At 64.4% G+C, this 24,107-nt stretch carries 23 protein-coding genes; 5 read left to right on the top strand and 18 right to left on the bottom strand.

Features of this window, described 5'->3' with window-relative positions; all coding sequences use genetic code 11:
• Positions 1 to 37 precede the first annotated feature (37 nt).
• The 3 genes from J2W49_RS14000 (at position 38) to J2W49_RS13990 (ending at position 2,114) form a co-directional block, all read left to right on the top strand.
• Complete coding sequence (locus tag J2W49_RS14000) at positions 38 to 370, top strand: ArsR/SmtB family transcription factor (protein ID WP_310317087.1); 333 nt, start codon at positions 38 to 40, stop codon at positions 368 to 370.
• Between the two features lie 175 nt (positions 371 to 545).
• The gene (locus J2W49_RS13995; RefSeq protein ID WP_310317084.1) at positions 546 to 1,196 is read left to right on the top strand and encodes a hypothetical protein; all 651 of its coding nucleotides are present in this window, start codon (positions 546 to 548) and stop codon (positions 1,194 to 1,196) included.
• Positions 1,197 to 1,268: 72 nt separating this feature from the next.
• A complete protein-coding gene (locus J2W49_RS13990) occupies positions 1,269 to 2,114 on the top strand; it encodes a protein NO VEIN domain-containing protein (RefSeq protein WP_310317081.1) in 846 nt (281 codons plus the stop codon).
• 113 nt (positions 2,115 to 2,227) lie between these two features.
• On the opposite strand, the gene J2W49_RS13985 is transcribed toward J2W49_RS13990, so the two are convergent.
• The 14 genes from J2W49_RS13985 to J2W49_RS13920 form a co-directional block, all read right to left on the bottom strand.
• A complete protein-coding gene (locus J2W49_RS13985) occupies positions 2,228 to 2,749 on the bottom strand; it encodes a hypothetical protein (protein WP_310317078.1) in 522 nt (173 codons plus the stop codon).
• A 110-nt stretch (positions 2,750 to 2,859) separates the two neighbouring features.
• Positions 2,860 to 3,342 carry a thioesterase family protein gene (locus tag J2W49_RS13980; RefSeq protein WP_310317073.1) on the bottom strand — a complete coding sequence of 161 codons (483 nt, stop codon included), beginning with the start codon at positions 3,340 to 3,342 and terminating at the stop codon, positions 2,860 to 2,862.
• Positions 3,343 to 3,392: 50 nt separating this feature from the next.
• Positions 3,393 to 4,556: an acyl-CoA dehydrogenase family protein gene (locus J2W49_RS13975; RefSeq protein WP_310317070.1), complete on the bottom strand. Its 1,164-nt coding sequence runs from the start codon at positions 4,554 to 4,556 to the stop codon at positions 3,393 to 3,395.
• Position 4,557: 1 nt separating this feature from the next.
• Positions 4,558 to 6,513, bottom strand: coding sequence for an acetyl/propionyl/methylcrotonyl-CoA carboxylase subunit alpha (locus J2W49_RS13970; RefSeq protein ID WP_310317068.1), 1,956 nt, complete (start codon positions 6,511 to 6,513; stop codon positions 4,558 to 4,560).
• A gap of 14 nt (positions 6,514 to 6,527) precedes the next feature.
• Positions 6,528 to 6,653 carry a hypothetical protein gene (locus J2W49_RS13965; RefSeq protein WP_310317064.1) on the bottom strand — a complete coding sequence of 42 codons (126 nt, stop codon included), beginning with the start codon at positions 6,651 to 6,653 and terminating at the stop codon, positions 6,528 to 6,530.
• Entirely contained in the window at positions 6,650 to 7,447 is a 798-nt protein-coding gene (locus tag J2W49_RS13960) for an enoyl-CoA hydratase/isomerase family protein (protein WP_310317061.1), read from the bottom strand. The genes J2W49_RS13965 and J2W49_RS13960 overlap by 4 nt, the downstream gene beginning before the upstream one ends.
• Positions 7,448 to 7,622: 175 nt before the next feature.
• Positions 7,623 to 8,795 (bottom strand): acyl-CoA dehydrogenase family protein, encoded by a 1,173-nt coding sequence (locus tag J2W49_RS13955; RefSeq protein WP_310317057.1) that lies wholly within the window; start codon positions 8,793 to 8,795, stop codon positions 7,623 to 7,625.
• 22 nt (positions 8,796 to 8,817) lie between these two features.
• The gene (locus tag J2W49_RS13950) at positions 8,818 to 10,488 is read right to left on the bottom strand and encodes an acyl-CoA carboxylase subunit beta (RefSeq protein WP_310317054.1); all 1,671 of its coding nucleotides are present in this window, start codon (positions 10,486 to 10,488) and stop codon (positions 8,818 to 8,820) included.
• Positions 10,485 to 11,390, bottom strand: a complete 906-nt coding sequence (locus J2W49_RS13945) for an SDR family oxidoreductase (RefSeq protein ID WP_310317051.1) — start codon at positions 11,388 to 11,390, stop codon at positions 10,485 to 10,487. Before J2W49_RS13945 ends, J2W49_RS13950 begins: the two co-directional genes overlap by 4 nt.
• A gap of 56 nt (positions 11,391 to 11,446) precedes the next feature.
• Positions 11,447 to 12,133, bottom strand: coding sequence for a TetR/AcrR family transcriptional regulator (locus tag J2W49_RS13940; protein WP_310317048.1), 687 nt, complete (start codon positions 12,131 to 12,133; stop codon positions 11,447 to 11,449).
• Between the two features lie 246 nt (positions 12,134 to 12,379).
• On the bottom strand, positions 12,380 to 13,891 hold the full coding sequence (locus J2W49_RS13935; protein ID WP_310317045.1) for an amidase: 1,512 nt from the start codon (positions 13,889 to 13,891) through the stop codon (positions 12,380 to 12,382).
• Positions 13,892 to 14,917 carry a Bug family tripartite tricarboxylate transporter substrate binding protein gene (locus tag J2W49_RS13930; protein WP_310317042.1) on the bottom strand — a complete coding sequence of 342 codons (1,026 nt, stop codon included), beginning with the start codon at positions 14,915 to 14,917 and terminating at the stop codon, positions 13,892 to 13,894.
• Positions 14,914 to 15,576: a TetR/AcrR family transcriptional regulator gene (locus J2W49_RS13925; RefSeq protein WP_310317041.1), complete on the bottom strand. Its 663-nt coding sequence runs from the start codon at positions 15,574 to 15,576 to the stop codon at positions 14,914 to 14,916. The genes J2W49_RS13930 and J2W49_RS13925 overlap by 4 nt, the downstream gene beginning before the upstream one ends.
• 123 nt (positions 15,577 to 15,699) lie before the next feature.
• Entirely contained in the window at positions 15,700 to 15,969 is a 270-nt protein-coding gene (locus J2W49_RS13920) for a hypothetical protein (RefSeq protein ID WP_310317039.1), read from the bottom strand.
• Between the two features lie 16 nt (positions 15,970 to 15,985).
• Here J2W49_RS13920 and J2W49_RS13915 point away from each other — a divergent pair, with 16 nt between their 5' ends.
• Entirely contained in the window at positions 15,986 to 16,135 is a 150-nt protein-coding gene (locus tag J2W49_RS13915; RefSeq protein WP_310317037.1) for a hypothetical protein, read from the top strand.
• Positions 16,136 to 16,219: 84 nt separating this feature from the next.
• On the opposite strand, the gene J2W49_RS13910 is transcribed toward J2W49_RS13915, so the two are convergent.
• Positions 16,220 to 17,755, bottom strand: coding sequence for a hypothetical protein (locus J2W49_RS13910; protein ID WP_310317034.1), 1,536 nt, complete (start codon positions 17,753 to 17,755; stop codon positions 16,220 to 16,222).
• A gap of 249 nt (positions 17,756 to 18,004) precedes the next feature.
• On the opposite strand from J2W49_RS13910, the gene J2W49_RS13905 reads away from it, so the two are divergent.
• Complete coding sequence (locus J2W49_RS13905) at positions 18,005 to 21,193, top strand: AfsR/SARP family transcriptional regulator (RefSeq protein ID WP_310317030.1); 3,189 nt, start codon at positions 18,005 to 18,007, stop codon at positions 21,191 to 21,193.
• A gap of 30 nt (positions 21,194 to 21,223) precedes the next feature.
• Here the strand turns inward: J2W49_RS13905 and J2W49_RS13900 are convergent, their stop codons facing one another.
• The 3 genes from J2W49_RS13900 to J2W49_RS13890 all read right to left on the bottom strand — a co-directional run bounded on the left by J2W49_RS13900 (position 21,224) and on the right by J2W49_RS13890 (position 24,106).
• Positions 21,224 to 21,739, bottom strand: a complete 516-nt coding sequence (locus J2W49_RS13900) for a YqhA family protein (protein WP_310317028.1) — start codon at positions 21,737 to 21,739, stop codon at positions 21,224 to 21,226.
• A 110-nt stretch (positions 21,740 to 21,849) separates the two neighbouring features.
• The gene (locus J2W49_RS13895) at positions 21,850 to 22,416 is read right to left on the bottom strand and encodes a DUF1569 domain-containing protein (protein ID WP_310317025.1); all 567 of its coding nucleotides are present in this window, start codon (positions 22,414 to 22,416) and stop codon (positions 21,850 to 21,852) included.
• 148 nt (positions 22,417 to 22,564) lie between these two features.
• Positions 22,565 to 24,106, bottom strand: a complete 1,542-nt coding sequence (locus J2W49_RS13890; protein WP_310317022.1) for a tripartite tricarboxylate transporter permease — start codon at positions 24,104 to 24,106, stop codon at positions 22,565 to 22,567.
• Position 24,107 lies beyond the last annotated feature (1 nt).

The following is a 24,107-nucleotide window of genomic DNA, read 5'->3' as shown; positions in this document are numbered from 1 at the left end:
CTCAATATATTGTTTGTCAAACCCGCCAATCAACCCGATGAGCACGCAGATGGAAAAAGTCTCGATGGATCTGGAAGAGATGCAGTCCGCCGCTGGGCGCGCCTGCCGTCTGATGAAGGTCTTGTCCAACCCCGACCGGCTGCTGATCCTGTGCCAGCTGTCTCAGGGTGAACGCCGCGTGGGTGAGCTGGAGGAACTGCTGGGCATCGTGCAGCCCACCCTGTCGCAGCAACTCACGGTGTTGCGCGACGAGGCCCTTGTGAGCACGCGCCGCGAGGGCAAACACATCGTCTATGGCCTGACCAGCCCCAAGGCGCTGGCCGTGATGCAGGTGCTGTACGAACAGTTCTGCGTCTGTGAAAAGCCATAGGGCCCTCGGAGTTCATTCCGGTCTCGGGCATTCAATCTCTCGGCCGCGTTCCGCCCGGATGCGCCCCACGGTTAAGTCATTGGTGGCAAAGGTACATCTGCTGACAAATGCTCGCGCTTCTGCAAGGGCACCGGGCCTAGCATGGCCTCTCTCATAACCGTCAGGAGAACAACATATGCAACCCCACATTTCTCAGCTTCTTCGCACCCTGATGGCCGGTCTGGCATTCACCACCCTGGCTGCTACGGCCCAGGACGTGGTGGTGGTGGTTGGCCCGGTCGATCCGGTGGCCGAGCCCCTGATCCACCCGCAGAAGAAGCCGACCTTCACTTCCCTCATTGCGTCCGCCAGCCTGGCGAAGCAAGGCGTGACCCACCCCAGCGACGCCGAACTGGGTGCGGCCGAGGCCAATGTGCAGGCCATGCGCGACAGCGGCATGGGCTGGGGCGAGATTGCCAACTCCATGAACATCCGCCTGGGCGATGTGGTGAGCGCCGCGAACAAGTCGCCACGCGCCATCAAGACCAGAACTGACACCGACACCGACACCGAAACCATCGCAGACCGTATGAAGCGCACCCCTGGGGGCGACAAGCGAATGGCCGCGGCGGGCGACACGGCCACCACGCGTGGTCTGGGCGCCGGCAAGTCAGGCAGCCAGGGCGGCGCCAGCAATGGGGGCTCAAGCGGCGGCGGCAAAGGCGGTGGTGCCGGCAACGGTGGCTCAGGCGGTGGCGGCAAGGGCGGTGGCAACAGCGGTGGCGGCGGCAAAGGCGGCGGCAATGGAGGTGGCAAGGGCGGCGGAAACGGTGGCGGCAAACGCTGATCAGCCGCCATCCTCCCTAACCTGAATGGGGCTGTGCCCCTGGGTGGCCCCGCTCAGGCGACAATCTGCTCCATGACAAAAAGAGATTGGAGTCGGAAAGAAGTCGAGGCAACTGTCCAAGACTATTTGTCCATGCTTTCGTCCTGGTTGGCGGGAACTCCGTTCAGCAAATCAGCCCATCGTCGTGCATTGCTACCGATCCTGAATGAACGTTCGGAGAAATCCATTGAATTCAAGTACATGAATATCAGTGCGGCTCTGATCGATGCCAACTTTCCTTACCTTCCCGGATACGCGCCGTTGCACAACTACCAAGGCTTGGTGACCGAGGTACTCGCGGAGTTGCTTCCAACCAATTCACCATTGCTTTCACTCGCAGTAGCGGACGCTGATGCACCCATCGTCGTACCGGAAGTGGAAGACATTCTTTCGGTCCTCACACGCAAGCCCACCGCGCCACATGAGCTTGAAAAGGTGCGTGAGGATGTACCGCCACTCGTACGGCTCACGACCAATTATGTCGAAAGAGAGGCGCGCAATCGATCACTCGGCACTGCTGGTGAGCAGTTCGTGCTGAACTATGAAAGAGCGCGACTCATCCATCTGGGCAAAGAGTCTCTTGCGTCACGAATCGAGCACACATCTGTGGTCAAAGGGGACCATGAAGGGTTTGATGTGCTGTCCTTTGAGGAGTCCGGGGCCGAGCGATTGATTGAGGTCAAGACGACGAAGTATGGCGTTCAAACGCCCTTTTTTGTCACTCGCAATGAAATGGCCAAATCAGAGGTTCGGTCAAGTCAATATCAAATTTACAGACTCTTCGAGTTTAAAAACTCGCCTCGCCTGTACATACTGCCTGGCGCGATCCGTACAAGTTGCACTTTGACAGCCAGCACATTTCTTGCTCGACCAAGGTAGAAAGCGATCTAGCGGTGACACTCTAGCCAAAAGTCATCTGCGCAGCCCGGCCGCAAGCCATAAAGCAGTGAATTCCACCTGCTGTCGGCCAAGCGCTGAGCAAAAAGCTCCGCCTAGGTCGAAGGCGAACCACCCACGATGTGAAGAGCGTCTTCGTAGTCGCCGCCGAAGCTCACGCGAGTAATCTCTCGAAAAGAAAAGTCAGTGGGGTTTTCATCCCATTGAGCGTCCGGCCCGATGAGCAGAAAACGCACGCGCTTCGCTTTGACTGAGACCACCTTGCCTATATGGCACACGTCTGGGTCTACCTTCTCTCGGTGAATCGTCACCAGTGGAAAAGCCTGTGCAGCTGTCAGCAGCATCTCTTCCTTTCCCTGAAGCGATATCTTTGGTTTTCTCGGCTTCCGTTCAGCTCGAAGCTTCAAGGCAGCCTCTGAAAAATCAGCGTAGGGATCGTGCTTCAGGCCTTTTACATCGGCTATGCGGAAGCACTCAAAGCCGTTGAACCACTGGCGATCACTCACCAAACAAAAAAGAAAGAACTTTGGCCCAACGTCCATCACGTACCCCCGAACGGGGGTGCTTTCGAAGCGACGATGCACTCGCACAAACCGCTTGTCTTGCATGGCATCCAACAGTTGGGCTCGGTTTGAAACACTCATTTGAATAGACTCCCCCTCTGGGCAGAAGCAGGAATTCTGCGCCAATTGCGTGAGCCGCCGCCCCGCCGAATTCTTTCCTGGCGTCACGACACGATGTAAGCCCCCGCTCCGGTAGACAACAGCTTTCCATCCGCCCCCCTGAACTCCATGCGGGTGCTGGCCACGCGCGAACCCAGGCGCATGACTTCGGCGTGCAGGTCGAAGTACTCGCTGATACCAGGGCGCAGGTAGTCGATGCGCAGATCGATGGTGCCGAGCTTGGCGAAGCGGTGCAGGCGTTGCTCGGGCGCTTCGTCCATGTGGCGCGCGCCGATGGCGGCCATGCAGGCCAGGCCGCCCATGGCGTCGAGGCAGGCGCTGATGACGCCACCGTGCACACGGTTGTGGCTGTAGTGGCCGACCAGCTGGTGTTTCATGTCGATGCGCCCGGCAACGCGGTCGGGCAGCAGGCTGGTGATCTTCAGGCCCAGGACCTGGTTGAACACAATCTTTTCTTCGAAGATGGTCTTGAGGCCGTTGATGAACTCGGCTTCGAACTCGGCGGGAGGCGGGGTGGTTTTGCTCATGGTGGGTTGATTGTGGGGGGACGGGGCCGACGCGACTGTCAGGTCGCGGCTCAGCCCAGGCCCAGCTGCCTGGCGGCGAGTTCTTTCATGATCTCTTCGGCACCGCCGCCGATCATCATCACCTTCACTTCGCGGTAGACCCGCTCGCTCACGGTGCCACGCATGTAGCCCATGCCGCCCAGGGTCTGCACGGCAGCATCGGCACAGAACTGCATGGTCTGGGTGGCGTGGTTTTTCAGCAGGCACACACCTGCAACCCAATCAGGCCCTGTGTCTCCCGCGTCGGCACGAGCACCCAGTTCGTCCACCCAGGCCTGGGTGGACCGGATGCGCATCTGCATGTCCATGAGCTTGTGGCGGATCACTTGGTGTTCCACCAGGGCAGCGCCAAAGGTCTGGCGTTGTTGTGCCCATGACAGGGCCTCGTCGAAGCAGGCTTCGGCGAAGCCCAGTGCCATGGCAGACATGGCCAGGCGTTCGCCGTTGAAGTTGCCCATGATGATGCGAAAGCCCTTGCCCTCCTCGCCCAGCAGGTAGCGCGCAGGCACACGCACGCCGTCGAATCGCAGGTGGGCGGTGTCGCTGCAGAGCCAGCCCATCTTGTGCAGCCTGGTGCGCGAGATGCCGGGCAGATGGCAGGGCACGGCGATCATGCTGATGCCACTGGCTCCCTTGCTGTTCAGGTCCGTCCTGACCGCGAGGGTGATCCAGTCACAGCGCATGCCCGAGGTGATGAACACCTTCTCGCCATCGATCACAAAATCGTCGCCGTCCCGTCGCGCGGTGGTGCGCAAGGCAGCCACATCGGAACCGCCACCGGATTCGGTGATGCCGAGGGCCGCAATCTGCTCCCCGCGCAACACGGGTGGGATGATTTCACCCTGCAGCTCGGGCGTGCCGTGCGCCAGCACGGGCGGCAGCCCGATGTTGTGGCTGAACAGGCTGGCCATGAGACCGCCACTCCCGCCGAAGCGGGCCAGCGTTTGCGACATGGCGTTGCGCACGCTCCAGGGAGCTGGCGTGCCGCCCAGCGCTTCCGGGTAGCCCAGGCCGAGCAGGCCCAGCTCAGCTGCCTGCGGGTACAGGGTTCGAGGAAACTCACCGGCTTCGTCCCATGCACTCACGTTCGGTGCGATGGCTTCGCGCGCGAAGCGCTTCACCGTGTCAATGAGTGCGGTGCGGTCTTCATGGGTGAAGTCGGGGTGATCGGTCATCTCATTTCTCAAAGGTGACGATGATCTGACCGGGCGCGACCTGCTGCCCAGACGCCACAGGCACCGCATCAACGCGCCCGTCGCGGGGGGAAATGATCTGGTGTTCGAGCTTCATGGACTCGATCACGAACAGCGCTGCACCCTTCTGCACGTCGGCGCCGGCCTGCGCATGCACGGCGACGAGCTTGCCATTGAAGGGGGCGCGCAGCTCGCGCGCGGCAGCGGCACCGCATTCGCGCTCGCGCGGCGTGTGGCTGAGATCGCGCAGCGTCAGCGTGTATGCCCCGGCCTGAATCTGCCAATGATGCCCATCCAGGTCGCCACCGAGCGACACGGCATTCACCCGCCATGCCCATCCGTCGATGCTCACGCTGCCTTGAGCCACGCGCGCCTGAACGACGCGCTCGCCCGCCGTCACGCTCAGGACGCCTTGCCCGTGCTCCAGCACCGCCAGTTCCAGCGTGTGCCCGGCGTGCTGCCAGCGCAGCGGGCGCGCAAAGGGGCATGGCAGGGCCGTGGCGGGGATCAGCGCATGAAAGGTGGCGGCAAGCACCCCTGCCAGCACCGCCTCGGGCGGGGGTTGCAGCTGCTCGCGCAGTGCGTCGCCGTGTTCAGCGAGAAAGGGAATGCGAGCGTCGCCAGCCCCGAACACCGGGTGGCGCAGGCAGGCCGCCAGAAAGGCGCGGTTGGTAGGCAGGCCTAGCACGGTGGTCGCGTCGAGTGCGTGAGCCAGATGTTGTATGGCTTCAGCGCGGGTGGGTGCGTGGGCGATGAGCTTGCCCAGCATGGCGTCGTAGTGGGGTGTGATTTCGCTGCCAGTTTCCAGCGCGTGGTCAAAGCGCAGGCCTGGAATGAGTGGCGGCGGCTGGAAGGCTTGCACCGCGCCGGTGTGCGGAGTGAAATGCTCATCTTCGGCGCAGAGTCTCACTTCGATGGCGTGGCCGTTGAAGGTGATCTGGTCTTGCCTGAGCGGCAGCGGTTCGCCGCGTGCAACGCGAATCTGCCACTCCACCAGGTCCAGTCCGGTGAGCATCTCGGTCACCGGGTGCTCCACCTGCAGCCGTGTGTTCATTTCCATCAAAAAGAAGCGGGCTGGGGTGGTGGCTTCTACGGCATCTGCTTCTTCAAGCAAGAACTCCACCGTGCCCGCTCCCACATAGCCCGCCGCCTGCGCCAGCGCCACGGCGCAGCGACCCAGTTCTTCGCGCAGAACAGGCGACACGGCCGGGCTGGGCGCTTCTTCGATAATCTTCTGATGGCGGCGCTGCACCGAACAGTCGCGCTCGCCCAGGTGCACGCAATGGCCATGTGCATCGGCGAACACCTGCACCTCCACATGGCGCGGGCGCAGCACGGCGCGCTCGATCAACAGGTCGCCATGGCCAAAACCGGCAAGCGCTTCGGAACGCGCGCTCTTCAGAGCGGCGAGCAGATCCTCCAGGCGCTTCACCAGTCGCATGCCGCGCCCACCGCCCCCGGCCACGGCCTTCACCATCAAGGGGAAGCCGACGCGTTCGGCCTCGGCCATGAAAGTGGCGTCGCTCTGGTTGGCTCCAAAGTAGCCCGGCAAGACCGGTACGCCGTGCTGCAGCGCCAGCGCCTTGGCGGCCGACTTGCTGCCCAGCGCACGGATGGCGGCCGGTGACGGGCCGACCCAGGTCAGACCGGCGTCGATCACGGCCTGGGCGAATTCGGCGTTCTCGCTGAGGAAGCCGTAGCCGGGGTGCACCGAATCGGCACCGGTGACGCGCGCAGCGTCCAGCAGCCCGTCGATGCGCAAGTAAGAGTCGGCCGAGCTGGTGCCGCCGAGTGCGAATGCGGTGGTGGCTTCGCGCACATGAAGGGCCCGGGCGTCGGCTTCGCTGAACACCGCCGCGGTCTCGATGCCCATGGCATGCGCCGTGCGGATCACCCTGCGGGCGATTTCGCCGCGGTTGGCGATCAACAGTTTCTTCATAAGTACCTCGCGGCTCATCGCCCTGCACGCTTCGCGTGCCAGGCCATTTGGCGATCGCCGAACATGCGCTGTGCGCACATGTGGGCGATCCCCCGCGCCAGGGCGCGAACGCCGCGGTTGGCGATCAGCAAGCGTTTCATGGCTGGTCCATCCAGGGCGCTGGCCGCTTCTTGGCGAACGACTCCAGACCGGCTGCCGCTTCCGGGCCGCGCAGGGCTGCGGCGAAGGCCCGTGCTGCTTCGTCTCGCAAATCGGGCATCTTGTCGCGCAGGCGGTGCAGCAATTGCTTGGTCGCGGCCACCGCACCGGGCGCCGCACGCCTCAATGCCTGCGCGGCTTCGGCCACAGCGGTGTTGAGCGCGTCGTCATCCACCACCCGGTTCACCAGGCCAGCGGCTTGTGCCTGGGTGGCGCTCCAGCGCAGGCCACCCAGAAGACAGTGCCTTGCAGTGGCATCGCCCAGGCGCTGCCAGACAAAGGGGGCGATCTGTGCCGGTGGCAGGCCGATGGTGACTTCAGGCGTACCGAAGCTGGCACGCTCGGTGGCCACCACGATGTCGGCACAACACACCAGACCAAATCCGCCCCCCATGGCCGGGCCGTCCACTGCGCACAGCAGCCACTGTGGCAACTCGGTGAGGGCATGCAACACGTCGCCAAAGGCGCGGTTCAAGGCAATCAGCGGGTCGGTCTCGCCAGGCGGCAGAGGCTGGCCAATGACCCCCGCCAGGCTGCTCAGGCTGCCGCCGGCGCAGAAGGCACCGCCTGCGCCGGTGAGCACGATGCCGCGCAACGAGGCGTCGGCTTTGGCGCGCACACAGGCTTCAAAGAGCCCCAGCACCATGGTGTCGGAGAGGGCGTTGCGCGTGGCGGGGTCGTTGAGCGTCCAGGTTTCGATGTCGCCCTGGCGTTCGATGGTGAGGGGTGGGGTCATGGTTGGGCTCCTGTGGCGCCCTCACCCCTACCCTCTCCCGCAAGCGGGAGAGGGAGCAAGGCACGGGCCTTCGGTTGTGTGACATGGGAAATCGTGCTGATGCCAGTGCGAGAGGATTCCAGCCCCTTCTCCCTCTCCCGCTTGCGGGAGAGGATTGGGGTGAGGGTCGAGGCACTCATCGTGGCACCTTCTTCGCAATCCCCATGGTCTTGCTCAATATCCCCAACATCACCTCATCCGCCCCACCCCCAATCGACGCCAGCCGCCCATCACGGAACATGCGGGACACCTTGTTTTCCCAGGTGAAGCCCATGCCCCCCCAGAACTGCAGGCAGGTGTCTGGCACGGTGCGGTTGAGGCGGCCAGCCTTGAGCTTGGCCATGGTGGCCCATTCGGTCACGTCTTCGCCGGCGATGTAGCGTTCACATGCCAGGTAAGTCAGCGCCCGCAGGGATTCGATTTCGGTCTTGAGTTCGGCCAGCTTGAACTGCACCCACTGCTGGTCGGCCAGGCTGGCGCCGAACAGTTTGCGTTCCTGCGCCCACTCCACCGTCCACTCGATGCAGTTGCTGAGGCTTTGCAGCGTGCTGGCGGCGCACCACAGGCGCTCTTCCTGGAACTGCTGCATCTGGTAAATGAAGCCGGCGCCCTCCTGACCGATGCGGTAGCGCTGGGGCACGCGCACTTCGTCGAAATAGATCAGCCCGGTGTCGCTGCTGTTCATGCCGATCTTGCGGATCTTCTGCGCCACCTCGATGCCCTTGGTGAGCTTGCCGTTCTCGCGCATGGGCACCATCACCAGGCTCTTGTTCTTGTGCGTGGGGCCCTCGCTGGTGTTGACCAGCATGCACATCCAGTCGGCCTGCAGGCTGTTGGTGATCCACATCTTCTGGCCGGTGATCACGTAATCGTCGCCGTCCTTGCGGGCCACGCTCTTGATGGCCGACACGTCACTGCCGGCGGCTGGTTCACTCACGCCGATGCAGCCCACGGCGTCGCCGGTGACGGCAGGCGCCAGGAACTGGGCCTTGAGCTCTTCGCTGCCAAAGCGGGCCAGCGCGGGCGTGGCCATGTCGGTCTGCACGCCGATGGCCATGGGCACGCCACCACAGTGGATGTGGCCCAGCGTTTCTGCCATGGCCATGCCGTACGAATAATCGAGCCCGGCACCGCCATGGGCCTCAGGCTTGGTCAAGCCCAGCAAGCCAAGCTTGCCCAAGCCTTTGAAGATCTCATGGGCCGGCATCATCTCGGCCGCCTCCCACTCGTCCACATGGGGATTGATGTGCTCGTCGATGTAGCGCTTGAGCGTCTTCTGGATTTCGCGGTGTTCGTGGGTGAACTGCATGGTTTGTCTCCTGGGCTTTCTCTTACATGCGCGCCACGCCGAATGGCAACGGTCGCGGCAGGTGTCGTGCGGCTTCGGCACAGGTGTCCAGGCAGAACGCGAGCACGGCGCGCGTATCGCGCGGGTCGATCACGCCGTCGTCCAGCACCAGGCCGCTGGTGTGGAAGGCATCGGCCTGGCTTTCGAACACATTGACGATCTGGTCGAACTGCTGCTGCATTTGTGCCTCGTCGCGCTTGATGCCTTTGCGCGCCATGCCGGCTTCGGCCACGATGCGCATGGTGCGCGCGGCCTGTTCGCCTCCCATCACGGCGGTGCGGGCGTTGGGCCAGCTGAACAGGAAGCGTGGGTTGAAGCCGCGGCCGCACATGCCGTAGTTGCCGGCACCAAATGAAGCGCCGCACTGGATGGTGATTTGCGGCACGGTGGCGCCGGTCACCGCCTGGATCATCTTGCTGCCATGCTTGATCATCCCGCCCTGCTCGCTGTCCTTGCCCACCATGTAGCCGGTGGTGTTCTGCAGGTAGACGATGGGATGACCGAGCTGGCACATCCACTGGATGAAATGCGTGGCCTTGTTGGCACCGGCCACGTCGATGGGGCCGTTGTTGCTGATGAGGCCAACGGCATGGCCACCGATGCGGGCCTGCACGCACAGCGTGGCGGGGCCGTACAGAGGCTTGAATTCGAGCAGATCCGACCCATCGACGATGCGGGCCATGACTTCGCGCATGTCCACGGGTTCGCGATGGTGGGAGGGCATGAGGGCGAGCAGGTCTTCAGTGGGGAGGGAGGGTTCGCGGGCACCCTCTCCCGCGCGCGGGAGAGGGTGCGAATGCCCTTCCTTGACCCGTGTGTCCTGCTCCCACTCCCGCTTGCGGGAGAGCGTTGGGGTGAGGGTAGCCACCACCCGCCGCGCCAGGCCCAGCGCCTCGCGGTCATCCTCGGCCAGGTACTCGCCCAGGCCAGACACACTGGTGTGCATCTCGGCCCCACCCAGTTCTTCCTCGCTCGCCACCTCGCCCGTGGCCGCCATCAACAACGGTGGCCCGGCCAGAAAGGCCCTTGATCGCCCGCGCACCATGATCACCACATCACTCAGGCCCGGCATGTAGGCACCGCCCGCCGTGCCGGACCCATGCTGCACGGTGATCACCGGCAAGCCGGCCGCGGAATGCCGCGCCAGGTTACGGAACAGCGCGCCGCCGTGCACGAAGCCTTCGACCTTGTACTTGGTGAGGTTGGCGCCTGCGCTTTCCACCAGGTGCACGAACGGCAGTTGGTTGTCCAGCGCCAGTTCCTGCACGCGCAGGATCTTTTCGAGCCCGCGCGCCTGGATGGCGCCGGCCTCGATGCCCGAATCACTGGCCACCACCATGCAGCGCACGCCGCTGATGAATCCGATGCCGGCCACCACCCCGCCGCCGGGGACGGATTTGTCAAGGTCCTTCGTGTCCTGCCCGAAGCCAGCGATCGTGCACAGCGGTAGCCAGCGGGCACCAGGGTCCAGCAGCAGCGCGATGCGCTCTCGCGGCAACAACTGGCCACGCTTGTCGAACACCGGTTTTGATTGGGCCGACTTCGTGGCCGCACGGTCTTCGAGCGCGCGCAGTTCGGCGATGCGGTCCAGCATGGCGGCGCGGCGCTGCTGGGCAGCTTCGGTGTGGGGATTGAAGGCGGTGCTGAAGCTCATGCAAAGACTTTCGGCACCACGTACCGATGAAACCCCTCAAACGGCTTCACCGCGTCGCGCCCCTGCACTTCCACCGGCGCCACCCCCTGGCGCCAGCCCATGCGCATCTGGGGCCGGGCGCCGTCCACCCGCAGCACGCTGCCGCTGATGAAGCTGGCCGCCGGGCTAAGCAGGAACACCACGGCCGCACTGGTTTCGGCTTCGTTGCCGAAGCGCCCCAGCGGCACAGTGTTGCGCATCTCGCGCAGCATCGGGCCGGCTTCTTCGGGGTAGTGGTCCATACCGCTGGACGCGATGTAACCCGGCGCCACCGCGTTCACGCGCACGCCATGTCTGGCCCATTCCAGTGCCGCGGTTTCGGTGAAGTTCACCATGCCGGCGCGGGCAGCGCCACTGTGGCCCATGCCGGGCATGGAGCCCCACATGTCGGCCACGATGTTGACGATGGCGCCGCCATGCGCCGCCATGCTTTGCAGATAACACTCGCGCGCCATCAGGAACCCACCGGTGAGGTTGGTGTCGATCACCGCCTGCCAGCCCTTGGCGCTGATCTTCTCCAAAGGCGTCATGTACTGGCCGCCCGCGTTGTTCACCAGGCCGTCGATGCGCCCGTGCGCCACCACGATGGCCGTGACCAGCGCCTGGACATCGGCTTCACCGCGGATGTCGCAGCTGTGAAAACTGACGCGACCACCGTCGCTCACGATTTCGGCGGCGACGTCCTGCAGCTTCTGCAGGTTGCGCCCCACCAGCACCACGTGCGCGCCCAGGCTGGCGAGTTCGTGCGCCGTGCAGCGGCCAATGCCCGAGCCACCGCCCGTCACGACAACCACACGACCCGCCATCAGGCCTGGCGCAAAAACCGATCGGTATCCTTGATGAGGTGAATTCGATAGGCTCATCTTGTCTCTCCAGGGTTGTCAACCAGAGCTCCCGCAGCACAGCGGCGCAGGGGGGATCAGGTCGTCGTTTTCAGAAAGAGCTGCAACACCGACCGGGTCAGGTCGTCCAGCGTGGCCTCTCGTGCCGGGTCGTACCACTGCGCCGACCAGTTCAAGGCGCCAAACAACATCATGCGCGCCAGCCCCGGTTCACCCTGCAATTCGCCACTGGCATGCAAGGCCTTGAGCACCGGCACCCAGACGGCCTCGTAGTCGTCCTTGAGGCGGTTGACTTCGCCGCGTTGCTCGGGAGAAAGCGATCGCCATTCGTAGAGCATCACAGGGATGAAGTCGCTGTCAGGGCCCAGCAGCACCTCGAAATGGCTGCGAACGAGCACCCGAAAACATTCGCGCGCACTCAGCGTGTGGCCTTGTGCCGCCGCAAGATCGACGGCCGCAGCCATGGCCGCGGCCTGGCGCTGCAGCGCGCTTTGCATGCCCTCCTGCATCACGGCGGCCAGCAGGGCTTCCTTGTTTTCGAAGTGGTAGAAGGGCGAGCCGGACCGCATGCCGGCGGCACTGGCGATGTCGCGCGTGCTGGTGGCAGCAAAACCCTGCTGGCGAAACAGCCGCGCCGCCACTCGCAGCAACTCCTGCCGGCGATTGCCGTCATCGCGCTCGTGCACGGCTTTGCGGGGTCTGCCCCTGGCGCGGCGCACAGGCTCGTGCAGTGAGGGTTCTGACAATTCGGTGACGATGCTCATGGCTTCGCACCTTAGCAGGCCAGTTTATTTTCAGCAAGCAAATGCTTTGTAAAAATAAGGCCGCCTGTCGCGTCGCGGACAGAATCAGGGCTTGCAGCGGGGAGTACGGGAGTCCTTCGGAGCGAAGTGTCGCGATCCAGGGCACCCGTGGAACCGGCTTCGCCGGGCCACAGGGTGCGTCCCCCATCCCAGCGCCATAGGCGCGCCAGAGAGGGGGGAAGCCGCGTCAGCGGCGCAGGGGGGGAGTTACCTTCTTCTGCTGATACCCGTGGCGTACAAGGGCGGGTCAGTCACCATCCGGGTGAGCGCAGGGTTCGCCTTGAGCAAGGCTTCAATGCCCGGCCGGGGCCGGCGCGTGGCGGCGTCGGCCTGGAAGGCCTGCTCCATGGCCTGCGCGGCGGCCAGCAGGGCCGCGTCGCCGCGCAAGGGGCCAATCACCTGGAGCCCAAACGGCATGCCACGCGCGTCCACCCCGCAAGGCAAGGCAATGGCGGGATTGGTGGCCAGCGTGACCACGTAGGTCAGCGACAGCCACTCGTAGTAGTTGCGCATGGTCTGGCCGTCCACACGCTCCGCATACAGCTGGGTCCAGGGGAAAGGCGACATCGGTGTGACCGGTGCCACGATCAGGTCGCAACGCGACAAGGCGTGCGCAAAATGGCGCGCGATGCGGGTCTGCTCCCGGTGCGCCCAGGCGATGTCCGCCAGGGTAAAACTGGCGGACATTTCCAAGTTGGCCACCACATTGGGCCCCAGCGTTTCGGGCGCTGTCTGGTAGGTTTCACCATAGGCGGCCAGAAAGGCTTCCGAGCGCAGGATGTCGAATGCGCGGTGCGCGTCATCGGTGAGGCTCAGATCAATGGTTTCGCAGCTGTGCACCTGCGCGGTCAAGCGCTTCACGCGATCGCGAAAGGTCTTGCGAATGTCTGGCTCCACCGCGCAGAAGCCAAAGTCCTCCACCACGCCGATGCGCAGGCTGGACAGATCCACTTCGGGCAGTGGCCAGTAGGCATCACCCGACACGTCGCGGCTGATGGGGTCGTAGGGGTGCGAACCCACGCTGGCGGCCATGAAGAAGGCAGTGTCCTGCACGCTGCGGGCCATGGGCCCCAGCACCGACAAGGCCGACCAGCCCAGCGCGCGGTGGTCGTTGGCGATCAGGCCCGGGCTGGGACGCAAGCCCACCACGCCACAGAGAGACGCCGGTATGCGCAGTGAGCCCCCGGTGTCAGACCCGGTGCACAGGGGCAGCATGTCGGTGGCCAGGGCTGCGGCCGAACCGCCCGACGAGCCACCGGCATTGAGCTGGTTGTCAAACGGATTGCCGGTGGCGCCCCAGACCGGGTTGCGGGTGTTGCCGCCGGCACCCATGTCGGGCACGTTGGTCTTGGCGGTGATGATGGCGCCGGCATGGCGCAGCCGCGCCACCAGGGCGGTGTCTTCGGTGGGCACATGGCCGCGCAGACCCACGTTGCCACAGGTGGTGAGCAGGCCGGCGGTGTGTTGCAGGTCTTTGACCCCGACAGGCAGGCCATGCAGCAGGGGCAAGGGCTCTCCGCGCATCACCTGGGCTTCGGCCTCGCGAGCCTGAGCCAGCGAGCGGTCGAAGTCGGTGGCGGCGATGGCGTTGACGCCGGGGTTGAGCGCCTCGATGCGATCGATGCACGCCTTCATCAGCTCGACGGGGGAGATTTCGCGCCGGCCAATAAGCCGGCGAAGTTCAAGCGCTGAACGCGCGGTCAGGTCTTTGTGTCGCAATTACTGCACCGGAATGTTGGCTTTGTGAACATAGGCGCGCAGCAGCGGCAGCTCCCGCGCGACTTGATTGTCATAGACCGAACCGGGTTGCCAGGCCACATCGAGGCCAGTCTTTTGTAACGCTTCGCGTACGACCGGATCGGTGATCACCGCCTTGAGCGCATCGGACAGGCGCTTGCTCACGGCAGGGGGCAGACCACGCGGCGCGACCACCACCACCCAGGGCACCATCTCATAGTCAGGGTAGCCGGATTCGGCCACGGTGGGCACGTCGGGCATGGACGGCGAGCGCTGGCGCGAGGTCACGGCCAGGGCCTTGACCTTGCCGGCGGCGATCTGAGGCATGGCCGCTACGGTGGTGTCGAATGTCAGCGGGATCTGGCCGCCGATGAGGTCGGTCATGGCGGGCGCACTGCCCCGGTAGGCCACGTGCAGCAAGTCGGTGCCGGTCATGACCTTGAAAATCTCGCCCGCCAGGTGGGCTGTGGTGCCGACACCAAAAGAGCCGAACGACAATTTGCCAGGCTGTGCCTTCAATAGCGCCACCAGCTCTTTCACGCTGGACGCCTGCACCGACGGATGGGCCAGCAACACCAGCGGCGAGGTACCGATCAGCCCGACGGCCTCGAAGCTCTTGAGCGGGTCGTACGGCAGGCTGCGCTTGAGCGCGGCATTGACGGTGAAGGTGGTGTTGGAGCTGATGAGCAGCGTGTGGCCGTCGGGCTCAGCCCTGGCCACCGCCGTGGCGCCAATGGCGGTGCCGGCGCCGGGCTTGTTGTCCACGATGACCGGTTGACCGAGGCGTTGACTCAGGGCGGTGTTCAGGATGCGGGCCAGCGTGTCGGTGGCGCCGCCCGGCGGGTACGGGACCACCAGAGTGATGGGCCGGTCAGGGAATTCCGCTGCGTGTACCGGGACCGACAAGCTGGCTGCGCCAGCGAGTACGGCGACGGCCAGTGCCATGCCCACCGTGCGGCGACGGGCCATGACTTGAGGGTGTGAGAAAGAGATGGAGGTGGGTTTCATGATGGCCTTCTTTTGCGAAGAAAAGGGATGCCCGAAGACGGCGGCTGGCACCGCTCCATCAGCAGATCGATCAGGGCTTCGAGCTGGCCGGCGGCCTGGGGGTTGTCACCAAACATGCGTATCAGGCCCAGCCCCCGCAGCGCGCTCAGGATCAGGCTCACCTGGGTCTGGGCATCGGCACGGCGGGCCAGCTCCGGAAACGTCTCCATGAAACGATCGGCAATCAGCTTGCCCGCGCCGGCTCTCATCTGCCGCATGCGCTCGAGCAGCACTGGGTCCGTGGCGCAGCCGAAGTACACCTGCCAGGCCACCAGGAAGCGGTCGGGTTCGTACACCGCATGCCACAGCCCCTCAATGGTGGTGCGGGCCCGTTCGGGCAGCGGCCGGCTGCTGTCCGGCCAGCGCATGGTGCCGATCTCGTCGCCTCGCAGGATTTCTTCCACCACCTCCATCATCAACTCGGCCTTGGAGCCAAAGTGGTGCTGAAAGGCGCCGGGAGTCACGCCCGCCGATTTCGACACCTCGGCCACCGAAGCGCCATGGAAGGACCGCTCCCGCACCACGTCAATGGTGGCCGAGATCAGCTGATGCCGGGTGGTTTCGCTGCGGTCCGCCTGTGTGCGCCGGGCCACCTTGTCGGGGAAGATGCGTTGGGTCATGAGACCTATGGTTTCACGTTACAACCGTAATGTAAATTGAGGTGAAACCCGTAGGGCGACAACAGAAACGCAAAACCCCAGCACCTGGCAGGGAAGGCGAATGAAGCCCCCACCGGGGGTGCTTTAGGCCGCGGCTGTCTTGCGTCGCAGAAACCGCACCGTATGCGCAACCGCCACACCAAAAACGAGGTGAACGACCAGACTGGGAACCACCACCGACCAGCCCAGGCGCCAAGGCAACTCGTCACCGAAGTAGATGGGCACGGCCAGGGCGTTGATTGCGGCGTAGTACAGAACGCCATACGCAGAACCTGCCAGCGAAACCGCGAAGCCACGCATTCTGCGCAGCGTCAAGAGCACCAGCGGCACAGCAGAGAGCCAACCCAGAACCATGTGTATGTCGAGCCGTATGCATCCCGCTCATGACCTGATCGGTTTGGCCAGCGCTTCGGATGTGCCCTCGGCCGAGATCCAGACGCTGTCAGTGCTGGCCTTCTTCTCGGTCCTGATGGCCTCAACCGGTGTTTGCCACGGCCAGCCGGAGACCCATACCTCGTGAAGGGGGAAACCAATGCCATTGTGCACCGCCTGACAACTCTTCCATGATGGCCTCGCCTCCGGCACAGCAGGCCGCGCCTGGATCTCAGCAGTCCGGCAATGCAGCCACCTCCTCTGAACAGACTTCGTCCGAGTCCGGAAACTGCGAGCACAGCTTCTTCCAGAAGTTGCCGACCGTCGGGCAGTACTTCTCAATGTCCTTGCCTTCCTTGAACAGGGCATCCCAGAACTTCACCATGTCTTTCAGCTTCTTTGCGCTGTTGTCCTTGAACAGCTTGTCCACATCCACCGGCTTCGGGCTTGGACCAGTGTCCTTGATGAAATCGATTTCAGAATTCTGTTCGAGCTGAATGGCCAGGCTCATGTTGGGCAAGGGCTCGAACGGTCCCTGCGTGGTGAAGGGGAACGGAAACACCCATGGCTTCTGCGTGTCTGCGCAGCCCAGCATGGGTCCGGCAAAGTGAACGCCCCCCAGGTGGAACTCAGAGCCCAGATCGGACACGTCTTCTATCGCGTTGAACGGCGGCGTCGTGACCTGAGGGTTTCCCGGCACTTGCCAGAAGATCGAGTCGGCCTTGCGAACCAGCAGGCCGCAGGCGTCGTCGGGCAAGATGGGCGTGCCGTCTTCCGTGCGGGGCAGCCAATCGGGCAGTGCAAAGCTCGGCAGGGTGAGCCGGAAGGGCACTTCGTTGATCTGCTCCTGGAATTCAAGGCGCAGGATCTGCCCATCCGTGAAGTCCACATGGGCCGGGTTGTCGGGCATGGGGGGCGGGTGGTGAGGGTCTGCTCCGCCTGAGCCCGGGGTCGGCGTTGCCACGCTCACGAACTCGAAGCTGATGGCGCGTTTGCGGTTGTTGAACTGGGACTGGGCCAGGGCAAACTGCGCGGCGAATCTGCGGGGGCTGGTGATCTCTGCCAGCGCGTTGCCGCTGCGAAACACACCCACCACGCTGCGGCCGGCGTCAATGCGTTCCATGTCGACCAGCTCCAGTCCTTCATTGTGTCTTTGGGCCAGCGATGCACGGAACTGGGCCAGCGGCATCGGCGTGGTCAGAATGTTGCTCCCGGCGCCTGTCCTGAACAGGCCGCTGTACAAAAGCCGCCCGCCCACCCGCTCCACCTCCACATCCACCAGACGCAAGCCGTCGTTGGTGAGGCGCGTGCCACGGGCCAGAAAGGCATCTTGCTCCATGGGCCCGGTGAGTATCTGCTCACCGGAGCCTGGCCGCCAGACGCCAACGTAGCGGCGACCGCCGTTGGCGATCCGGAAGATTTCGAAGTCGACCAGCCGCAACCCCTGCGCACTTCGGCGCGTCATGGCCTCGCGAAACGGGATCGGTCCCATCGGGCCCTCGAAGATGGTGGAACCAGTGCCCCGTGTCCAAAGGCCGGCGTAAAGCCGCTGGCCGTTGCGGATACCGGTTTCCAAGTCGATGAGCACAAGGCCGCTTTCCGCCAGCTCCTGCCCGGTCTTCTGAAAGGACTGAAGCGAGAGCGGCGCGGTGTGGAGGCTGGTCGCCTCTCCGTCGACCCAGATGCCTTCGTAGTGCAGATCATCAGCGCGCGCAACGCCGATGACCAGCCACAGGATCGTCAAGATGGAAAGAGCGAAACGAGTCATGGTGAACCTCCAGAACAAGCGCAAAGAAACGTGGTGAGACCAGACACCGTCATGAGGCAGACGGGTTTTTCGCCCGGTGTGTCTGGAAACCAGTGTGTTTGGGGAAGCCCTACAGCCTTCCTACAGATCGGGCGCTTTGCTCATCAAGCCAGGGGACACATGACCAACATTCAGGGGCCGTTCGCGCGCGATCTGCGTTAGAACCGAATGGCACTCTTCTCTCCATTCCACCCACACCCGGTCACTGCCATGGCCCAGAGAAGGAACACGCCCGCTCCGCTGGCCAAGCTCACGGCGCCCACGCCGTTGCCCAGCACGCTGATCAGGCCGCACCTGCTGCAGCGCATGGCGGCGGCGCCCGCCGGGCTTTGGGTGGCCAGCCCGGCCGCGAGTGGCAAGACCGTGCTGGCGGCCACTGCGCTCCGGGCGTTGCAGCGACCCGCCTGCTGGTTGCAGCTGGATTCGGGCGACGCCGATCCGGGCAGCTTCTTTTACTTCCTGGCCCAGGCTGCAGCCAGCTGGCCAGCGCGGCGCGGCACACCACCGCTGCCCGTCTACAGCCGTGAGGTGGTCGCAGGGCTGGACGACTTTGCCCGTGCCTGGTTTCGTGCGCTGGCGGCCCGGTTGCCCCAAGGCTTTGTGCTGGTGCTCGACGACTGGCACCGCATGGCAGAGACCAGCCCGCTGCAGTCTGCGCTGGCGCTGGCGCTGGACGAACTGCCCCAGGGTGCGGCCATCTGGGTGTTGAGCCGCCATGCCCCACCGCCCCCGTTCGATGCGGCACGGGTGCGGGGCCGTCTGGCCACGCTGGACTTTTCCGATCTGGCACTGAGCGGCGATGAAGTCCGCTCCTTGCTGGCCTTGCATCCTTCAGCGGCGAAGCGCAACCTGGACAAGCAGGCTGCGCACTGGCACCAATGGTGCGAAGGCTGGGTCGGGGCACTCACATTTGCCCTGGCCATCGACCGGCGCGAGCCCAGCAGCCTGCCTCAAGTGGTGCCCAGCGGTACGGCCAGCACGGTATTCGGCTTTCTGTCGGCGGAGCTGTTCGAGCGGCTGCCAAGCGAACTGCAAGCCTTCATGCTGACCAGCGCATGGCTGCCTCAGGTGTCGGCCAGGCTGATGCGCGAGGCGCTGCCGCAGGTGGATGTGGCTCGGGCCATCGCCGAGCTTTCCCGCCGTTCACTGTTGCTGAGCGTGGACACGGGCCGCGAACCCTTGTGGCGCTACCACCGCCTGCTGCGCGAGTTTCTTCGCCAGCGCTCGCTTGAGGTCTGGGGCCAGGAGCAATTGGGCGCCCATCTCCGGGCGCTGGCGCGGAAGGTTCAAGAAGAGGGTCTGCCCGAGGCTGCGGCGAGTCTGTTCATGGCCACGGGGGATTTTCCCGGGCTGGAGGCTCTGGTGCAGAAGGAAGGCCCGCGCCTGTTGCGCGAGGGGCGCTTTCTCACGCTCATGGCTTGGGTGAAGGCTCTGCCTGAGCACGACCGCAAGCCCTGGGTTCGCTACTGGCATGCGAGCGCATTGCTGGCGCAGGATGTGCGCGCCAGTGCCCGCGAGTTCGAGCACGCCTACCAGGGCTTCACGGCAGAAGAAAACACCGAAGGCCTGTACCGGAGCTGGTGCGGCGCGGTGGAGGCCAACACCTTTGCCTGCGACGACTTCCGCGTGCTGGAGACCTGGCTGCACCGCCTGCGTGAACTTCGCCGCCGTCGGGGGCCGGCTCCCACGTTCGTCTTGCGCGCCCAGGTGTGGGTCTATGGGTTTTCTGCCGTGTTTTTTTCCGATCCCCAGACGCCCGAGTTCGCAGCCTGGTTGCGCAACGTGAAGCGGCTGTACCGGCTGGCGCCCCGACGCAACGACCGCTTGGCGGTGGGCGGCTTGCTGGGGCTCTACCACGCGTCCATGACCGGCATGGGAAGCTTGCGGGCGCACATGCTGGCATTGCGCCCGCTGCTGGACGACGAGCGGCTCTCGCCCTTTCACCGCCTGGTGGCCATGCTGCCCGACGCGATCCAGCATTGGATCGGGGGGCAGACCGAAGACGCGCTGCAGTGCCTGCAACGCTATGCCGCCCTGGCACACGAAACAGGTGCCCACGCCATGGACCACCAGATCGCGTTTCAAAGCGCTTACGTGCACGGCGTGCGCGGCGACCTGGCCGCACTGGATCAGCAACTGCAGTCGCTGGAACCCCGTCTGCCTGCGTTGGGGCGGATCGACGGGGCGCAGTACGACTTTCTTGCAGGCTGGCGAGCGGCCCTGGCCGGCCGGCTGCCCGAAGCCTTGCATCTGCTGGAACGTTCGGTGGACAACGCCCAGCGCCACCGCTTCGCTTTTTTTGAAGCCATTGGGCAGGGGCTGCTGGCCGAACTGAGGGCGATGGCAGGCGATTTTGAGGCCGCGCGCCTGCAGGCCGAGGAGGCGCTTGCTGTGGGCCGGCGCCTGAACAGCGTGACCGCGCTGGTGGCCTGCCACATGCAGCGCGCCATCGTGGCCGAACTGGGGGCAGAGGATGAGTCAAGGCTGCGGAGTCTGCTGCAGGTAGCCATCGGCTATGCAAGGCAACATGGCCACTGGGCCTGGGGCGGGTTGATGCCCAACAACCTCTCGCGGCTGGCGATGCGTGCCCTGAGCCTGGACGTGGAACCCGCCTACGTGCGCGAGCTGATCGTGCGGCGCCGGTTGAGCCCGCGTTGCAGCCCTGCGGCCCATACCGCCTGGCCGTGGCCCGTTCGGGTGCAAGCTTTGGGCGTGCTGACGCTGAGCACCAGCGCACCACACACCGAAGGCGCGTCAAGCGCCAACGCCCAGCGCCCCATGGATCTGTTGCGCGCCCTGGTGTGCATGGCACCCGCCCCGCTGCCGGTGCAGACCGCCATCGACTGGCTCTGGCCAGAGTCCCAAAGCAGCGACGACCGCAAGCTGTTCGACGTGACGCTGCACCGATTGCGCAAGCTGATGGGCGATGAGCAGACGCTGCGGCTGGAGGGCGGCAAGCTGGCACTGGAAGCAGACCGGGTGTGGACCGATCTGGGCGCCTTGTCTGTCTTGATGGAGCACGCAGAAGGCACAGCCGCCACCAGAGCAAAAGCACTGTGCGCCCTGGCGCGCGGGTGTTTTCTGGCCGGTGACGACGCGCCCTGGGTTCGGCTGGCGCGCGCGCGGTGGCGCCGTCGGGTGGCCCAGGCAGCACAACAGATCGCTCAGGAACTGGGCGACGCCGAGGCAGAGTTGACCCTGATGGAAGTTCTTTTTGATACCGATCCTGCCTCGGAGCCGCTGATGCGCCGGCTGGCTGATCTGATGATCCAGCGGCACGATCAGCGGCGAGCGCAGGAGGTGGTGAATCAATGCAACGCCACCCGGTTGCTGGAAATGGATGGGCCAACCGGGGGCGAATATTCAAATGTGCGCCGCCTCGCGCAAGGGCGGCGCTGAGAGTGACTCATCCGCAAGGCGAGTGGGTACCTACTTGCGCTGGTCGGAAATCCAGTCAGCCAGAGCGAACAACAGACCCGAAACGACGAAGGTCAGGTGGATCGCGATCTTCCAGCCCAGCTGCTCACCCGTGAGCGTGGTGCTGACCAGAAAGGCCTTGAGCAGCTCCACCGCTGAAATGGCCACGATGGCGCCGATCAGCTTCATCTTCAGGTCCGAGAAGCCCACTTTGCCCATCCAGGCCGGCCGGTCTTCGTGGTCGCCGATGCTCAGCTTCGAGACAAAGTTCTCGTAGGCGCTGAACACGATGATCAGCAGCAGCACCGCAATCAGCGCCGTGTCCACCAGCGTCAGGATGGAAATGACCGTGTCGTGCTCGATGATGCCCAGCGCGCCCTGAATCAGCAGCCCCATCTCCTTGAAGAACTTGATCAGCAGCACCAGCATGCTGACGATGAGGCCGAGAAAAAACGGCACCAGAATCCAGCGGCTGGAGAAGATGAGTTTTTCCAGTACCAGTTCGACTTTGTTGGGCTTAGGGGACATGGTGTGGGAGAGCGTGCGGGTGGTGATCAGCGGCGGTCGAGGCAGCAAGCATAGCGAAAGACGGGGCCTGGTTGAGGTGGGTGGCTGAACGTCCCCGCGTGATTCACAAGTCAGGTCTTCTGCCGGAACGCGGAGAAGTGATTCGCCAGGTGCATGGCATGCGCTTGCTCGTACTCGGACTTGCTCAGCTCGCCGTAGGCGAAGTGGGGTCGAAGCGGTGCATTCCATTGGGTGAATGCCCGCACCGCCCGCTTCAAGCGGTCCATGGCTTCTTCGGTGTTGCTCGCGTCCAGCGAAGGCGCACCCGGGATGGGTTCACCGAGATCGTGCGTCATTCGACCGCGCCAGGCGAACACCTTGAACGCAGCCGTGCCCACCGTGCGCTGGAACACCTGGGACTTGGCCTGCGGGAAACCGGTCATCGAGTACTCGACGCTCTGCGCACAGTGTGCCAAGGTCTGCCCCCAGCCCCACACGGTTGCGGGTGGCAACGCTTCGGGCTGCGTCAGGCGATCCAGCTCGCCCAGCGCCTGATCCAGGGTCGTGAAGACCAGCCGCCGATCATTGGCTGGCGCCTGCGAACACCCGGCCGCACCGGCGGCGAGCAAGCCGACAGGCGCCGCGCTGGCCGCAAGCAGGAGATGGCGCCGACGGGGCGAGCCGAGTGGTGGGTTCACTTATGTGCCTCCTTCAGTTCAACGGGGCGAGCGCCCGGTGCTGGGGTGAGATGCGTTCATGCAAAAAAAAGCGACAGGCCGTCGACCATTGTCGCCGCACCTGCCGCCCCTGCCCGCCTTTTCTGGCGGACCTGCATCGCCTGGAAGATCAGTCCGACGTGCCGTCGTTGTGCGTCTCCGCCTTGATCTTCTTGAAGTTCACATAACGGCTCACAAAAATGGGCGCCACAAAGCCGACCACCGCCACCGTGAGGAAACCGACCGCCAGCGGTGATCCATACAGGATGGACAGATCCCCATCGGAGATGGTGAGCGCACGGCGCAGGTTCTTCTCCATCAACTCGCCCAGCAGCACGCCCAGGATCACCGGCACCATGGGAATGTTGAGCTTGCGAAACACCCAGCCCAGCGCACCGAAGCCGATCATCAGCATCAGATCGAAGGTCGAGTTGGTCAGCGCGTAGATGCCGATGAACGAAATCATGGCCACGGCCGGCATCAGGTAGTACGGTGGCACGCGCAGCACGCGGGTGAACATGCCCACCATGGGGATGTTCAGCAACAGCAGCATGATGTTGCCGATGAACAGCGCAGCGATCAGCCCCCAGACCACATCGGGGTTGTTGGTGAACAGCAGCGGCCCGGGCGTGATGTCGAGCGCCAGCAGCATGGCCAGCAGCACGGCCGTGGTGCCGGAGCCGGGCACACCCAGCGCCAGCATGGGCACCAGGGCGCCACCGGCAGCGGCGTTGTTGCCGGCTTCAGGTGCAGCCACACCGCGCGGATCACCCTTGCCGAAATTGCCCTTTTTGCCCAGCCATTTCTTCTCGAGTGTGTAGGCCAGGAAAGAGCCCAGCGAGGCACCTGCACCCGGCAACACACCGGCGATGAACCCCAGCACCGTGCCGCGCCCCATGGAACCACTGGTCTGCTTGAGCATGGACCACGGCGGCGTGACGCGGCCCAGTTCGGTCACCGGTTGGGTGCTGTGGCTGTGGGCCTTGCCACGCTCTTCGATGAACACCAGCACTTCAGACAAGGCAAACATGCCCACGATGGCGATCAGGAAGTCAATGCCGTCGTAGAAGTGCACATTGCCACCCGTGAAGCGTGGCACGCCGGTCTGCCCGTCCACCCCCACGAAGGCCAGTGCCAGGCCAATGGCCGCAGCAAACGCCGCCTTGGCCTGGTTGGAACTGGTGACGCCGCCCAGCGTGGCAAAGGCCAGGGTGAACATGGCGAAGTACTCGGCCGGGCCGAACAGCAGGGCCACGTTCACAAGCTGAGGCGCCAGGAACACCAGGCCCCAGGTGGCAAAGAAGGCGCCCACGAACGATGCAATGCCGGAGATGGCCAGCGCTTCACCGGCCTTGCCCTGGCGCGCCATGGGGTAGCCGTCGAGCGTGGTCATGAGCGCCGGTTCGTCCCCCGGGATGTTGAGCAGGATGGACGAGATGCGCCCACCGTACATGGCGCCGTAATACACGCTGGTGAGCAGGATGAGTGCGGGCGTGGCGCCCAGCCCCATGCTGAACACCACGGGAATCAGGATGGCCACGCCGTTGGACGGGCCCAGGCCCGGCAGCGCGCCGATCATGGTGCCCAGAAGACATCCCACGAAGGCCAGCAGCAGGTTTTGCCAGGTCAGCGCGACGGCAAAGCCATCGGCAAGAAGGTTGAGACTTTCCATG

It is taken from the genome of Hydrogenophaga palleronii, from assembly GCF_031457455.1.
Taxonomy (GTDB): Bacteria; Pseudomonadota; Gammaproteobacteria; order Burkholderiales; family Burkholderiaceae_C; genus Hydrogenophaga; species Hydrogenophaga palleronii_A.
The sequence above is the reverse complement of the archived record's forward strand: the minus strand, read 5'-3'. Positions and strand labels throughout refer to the sequence as shown.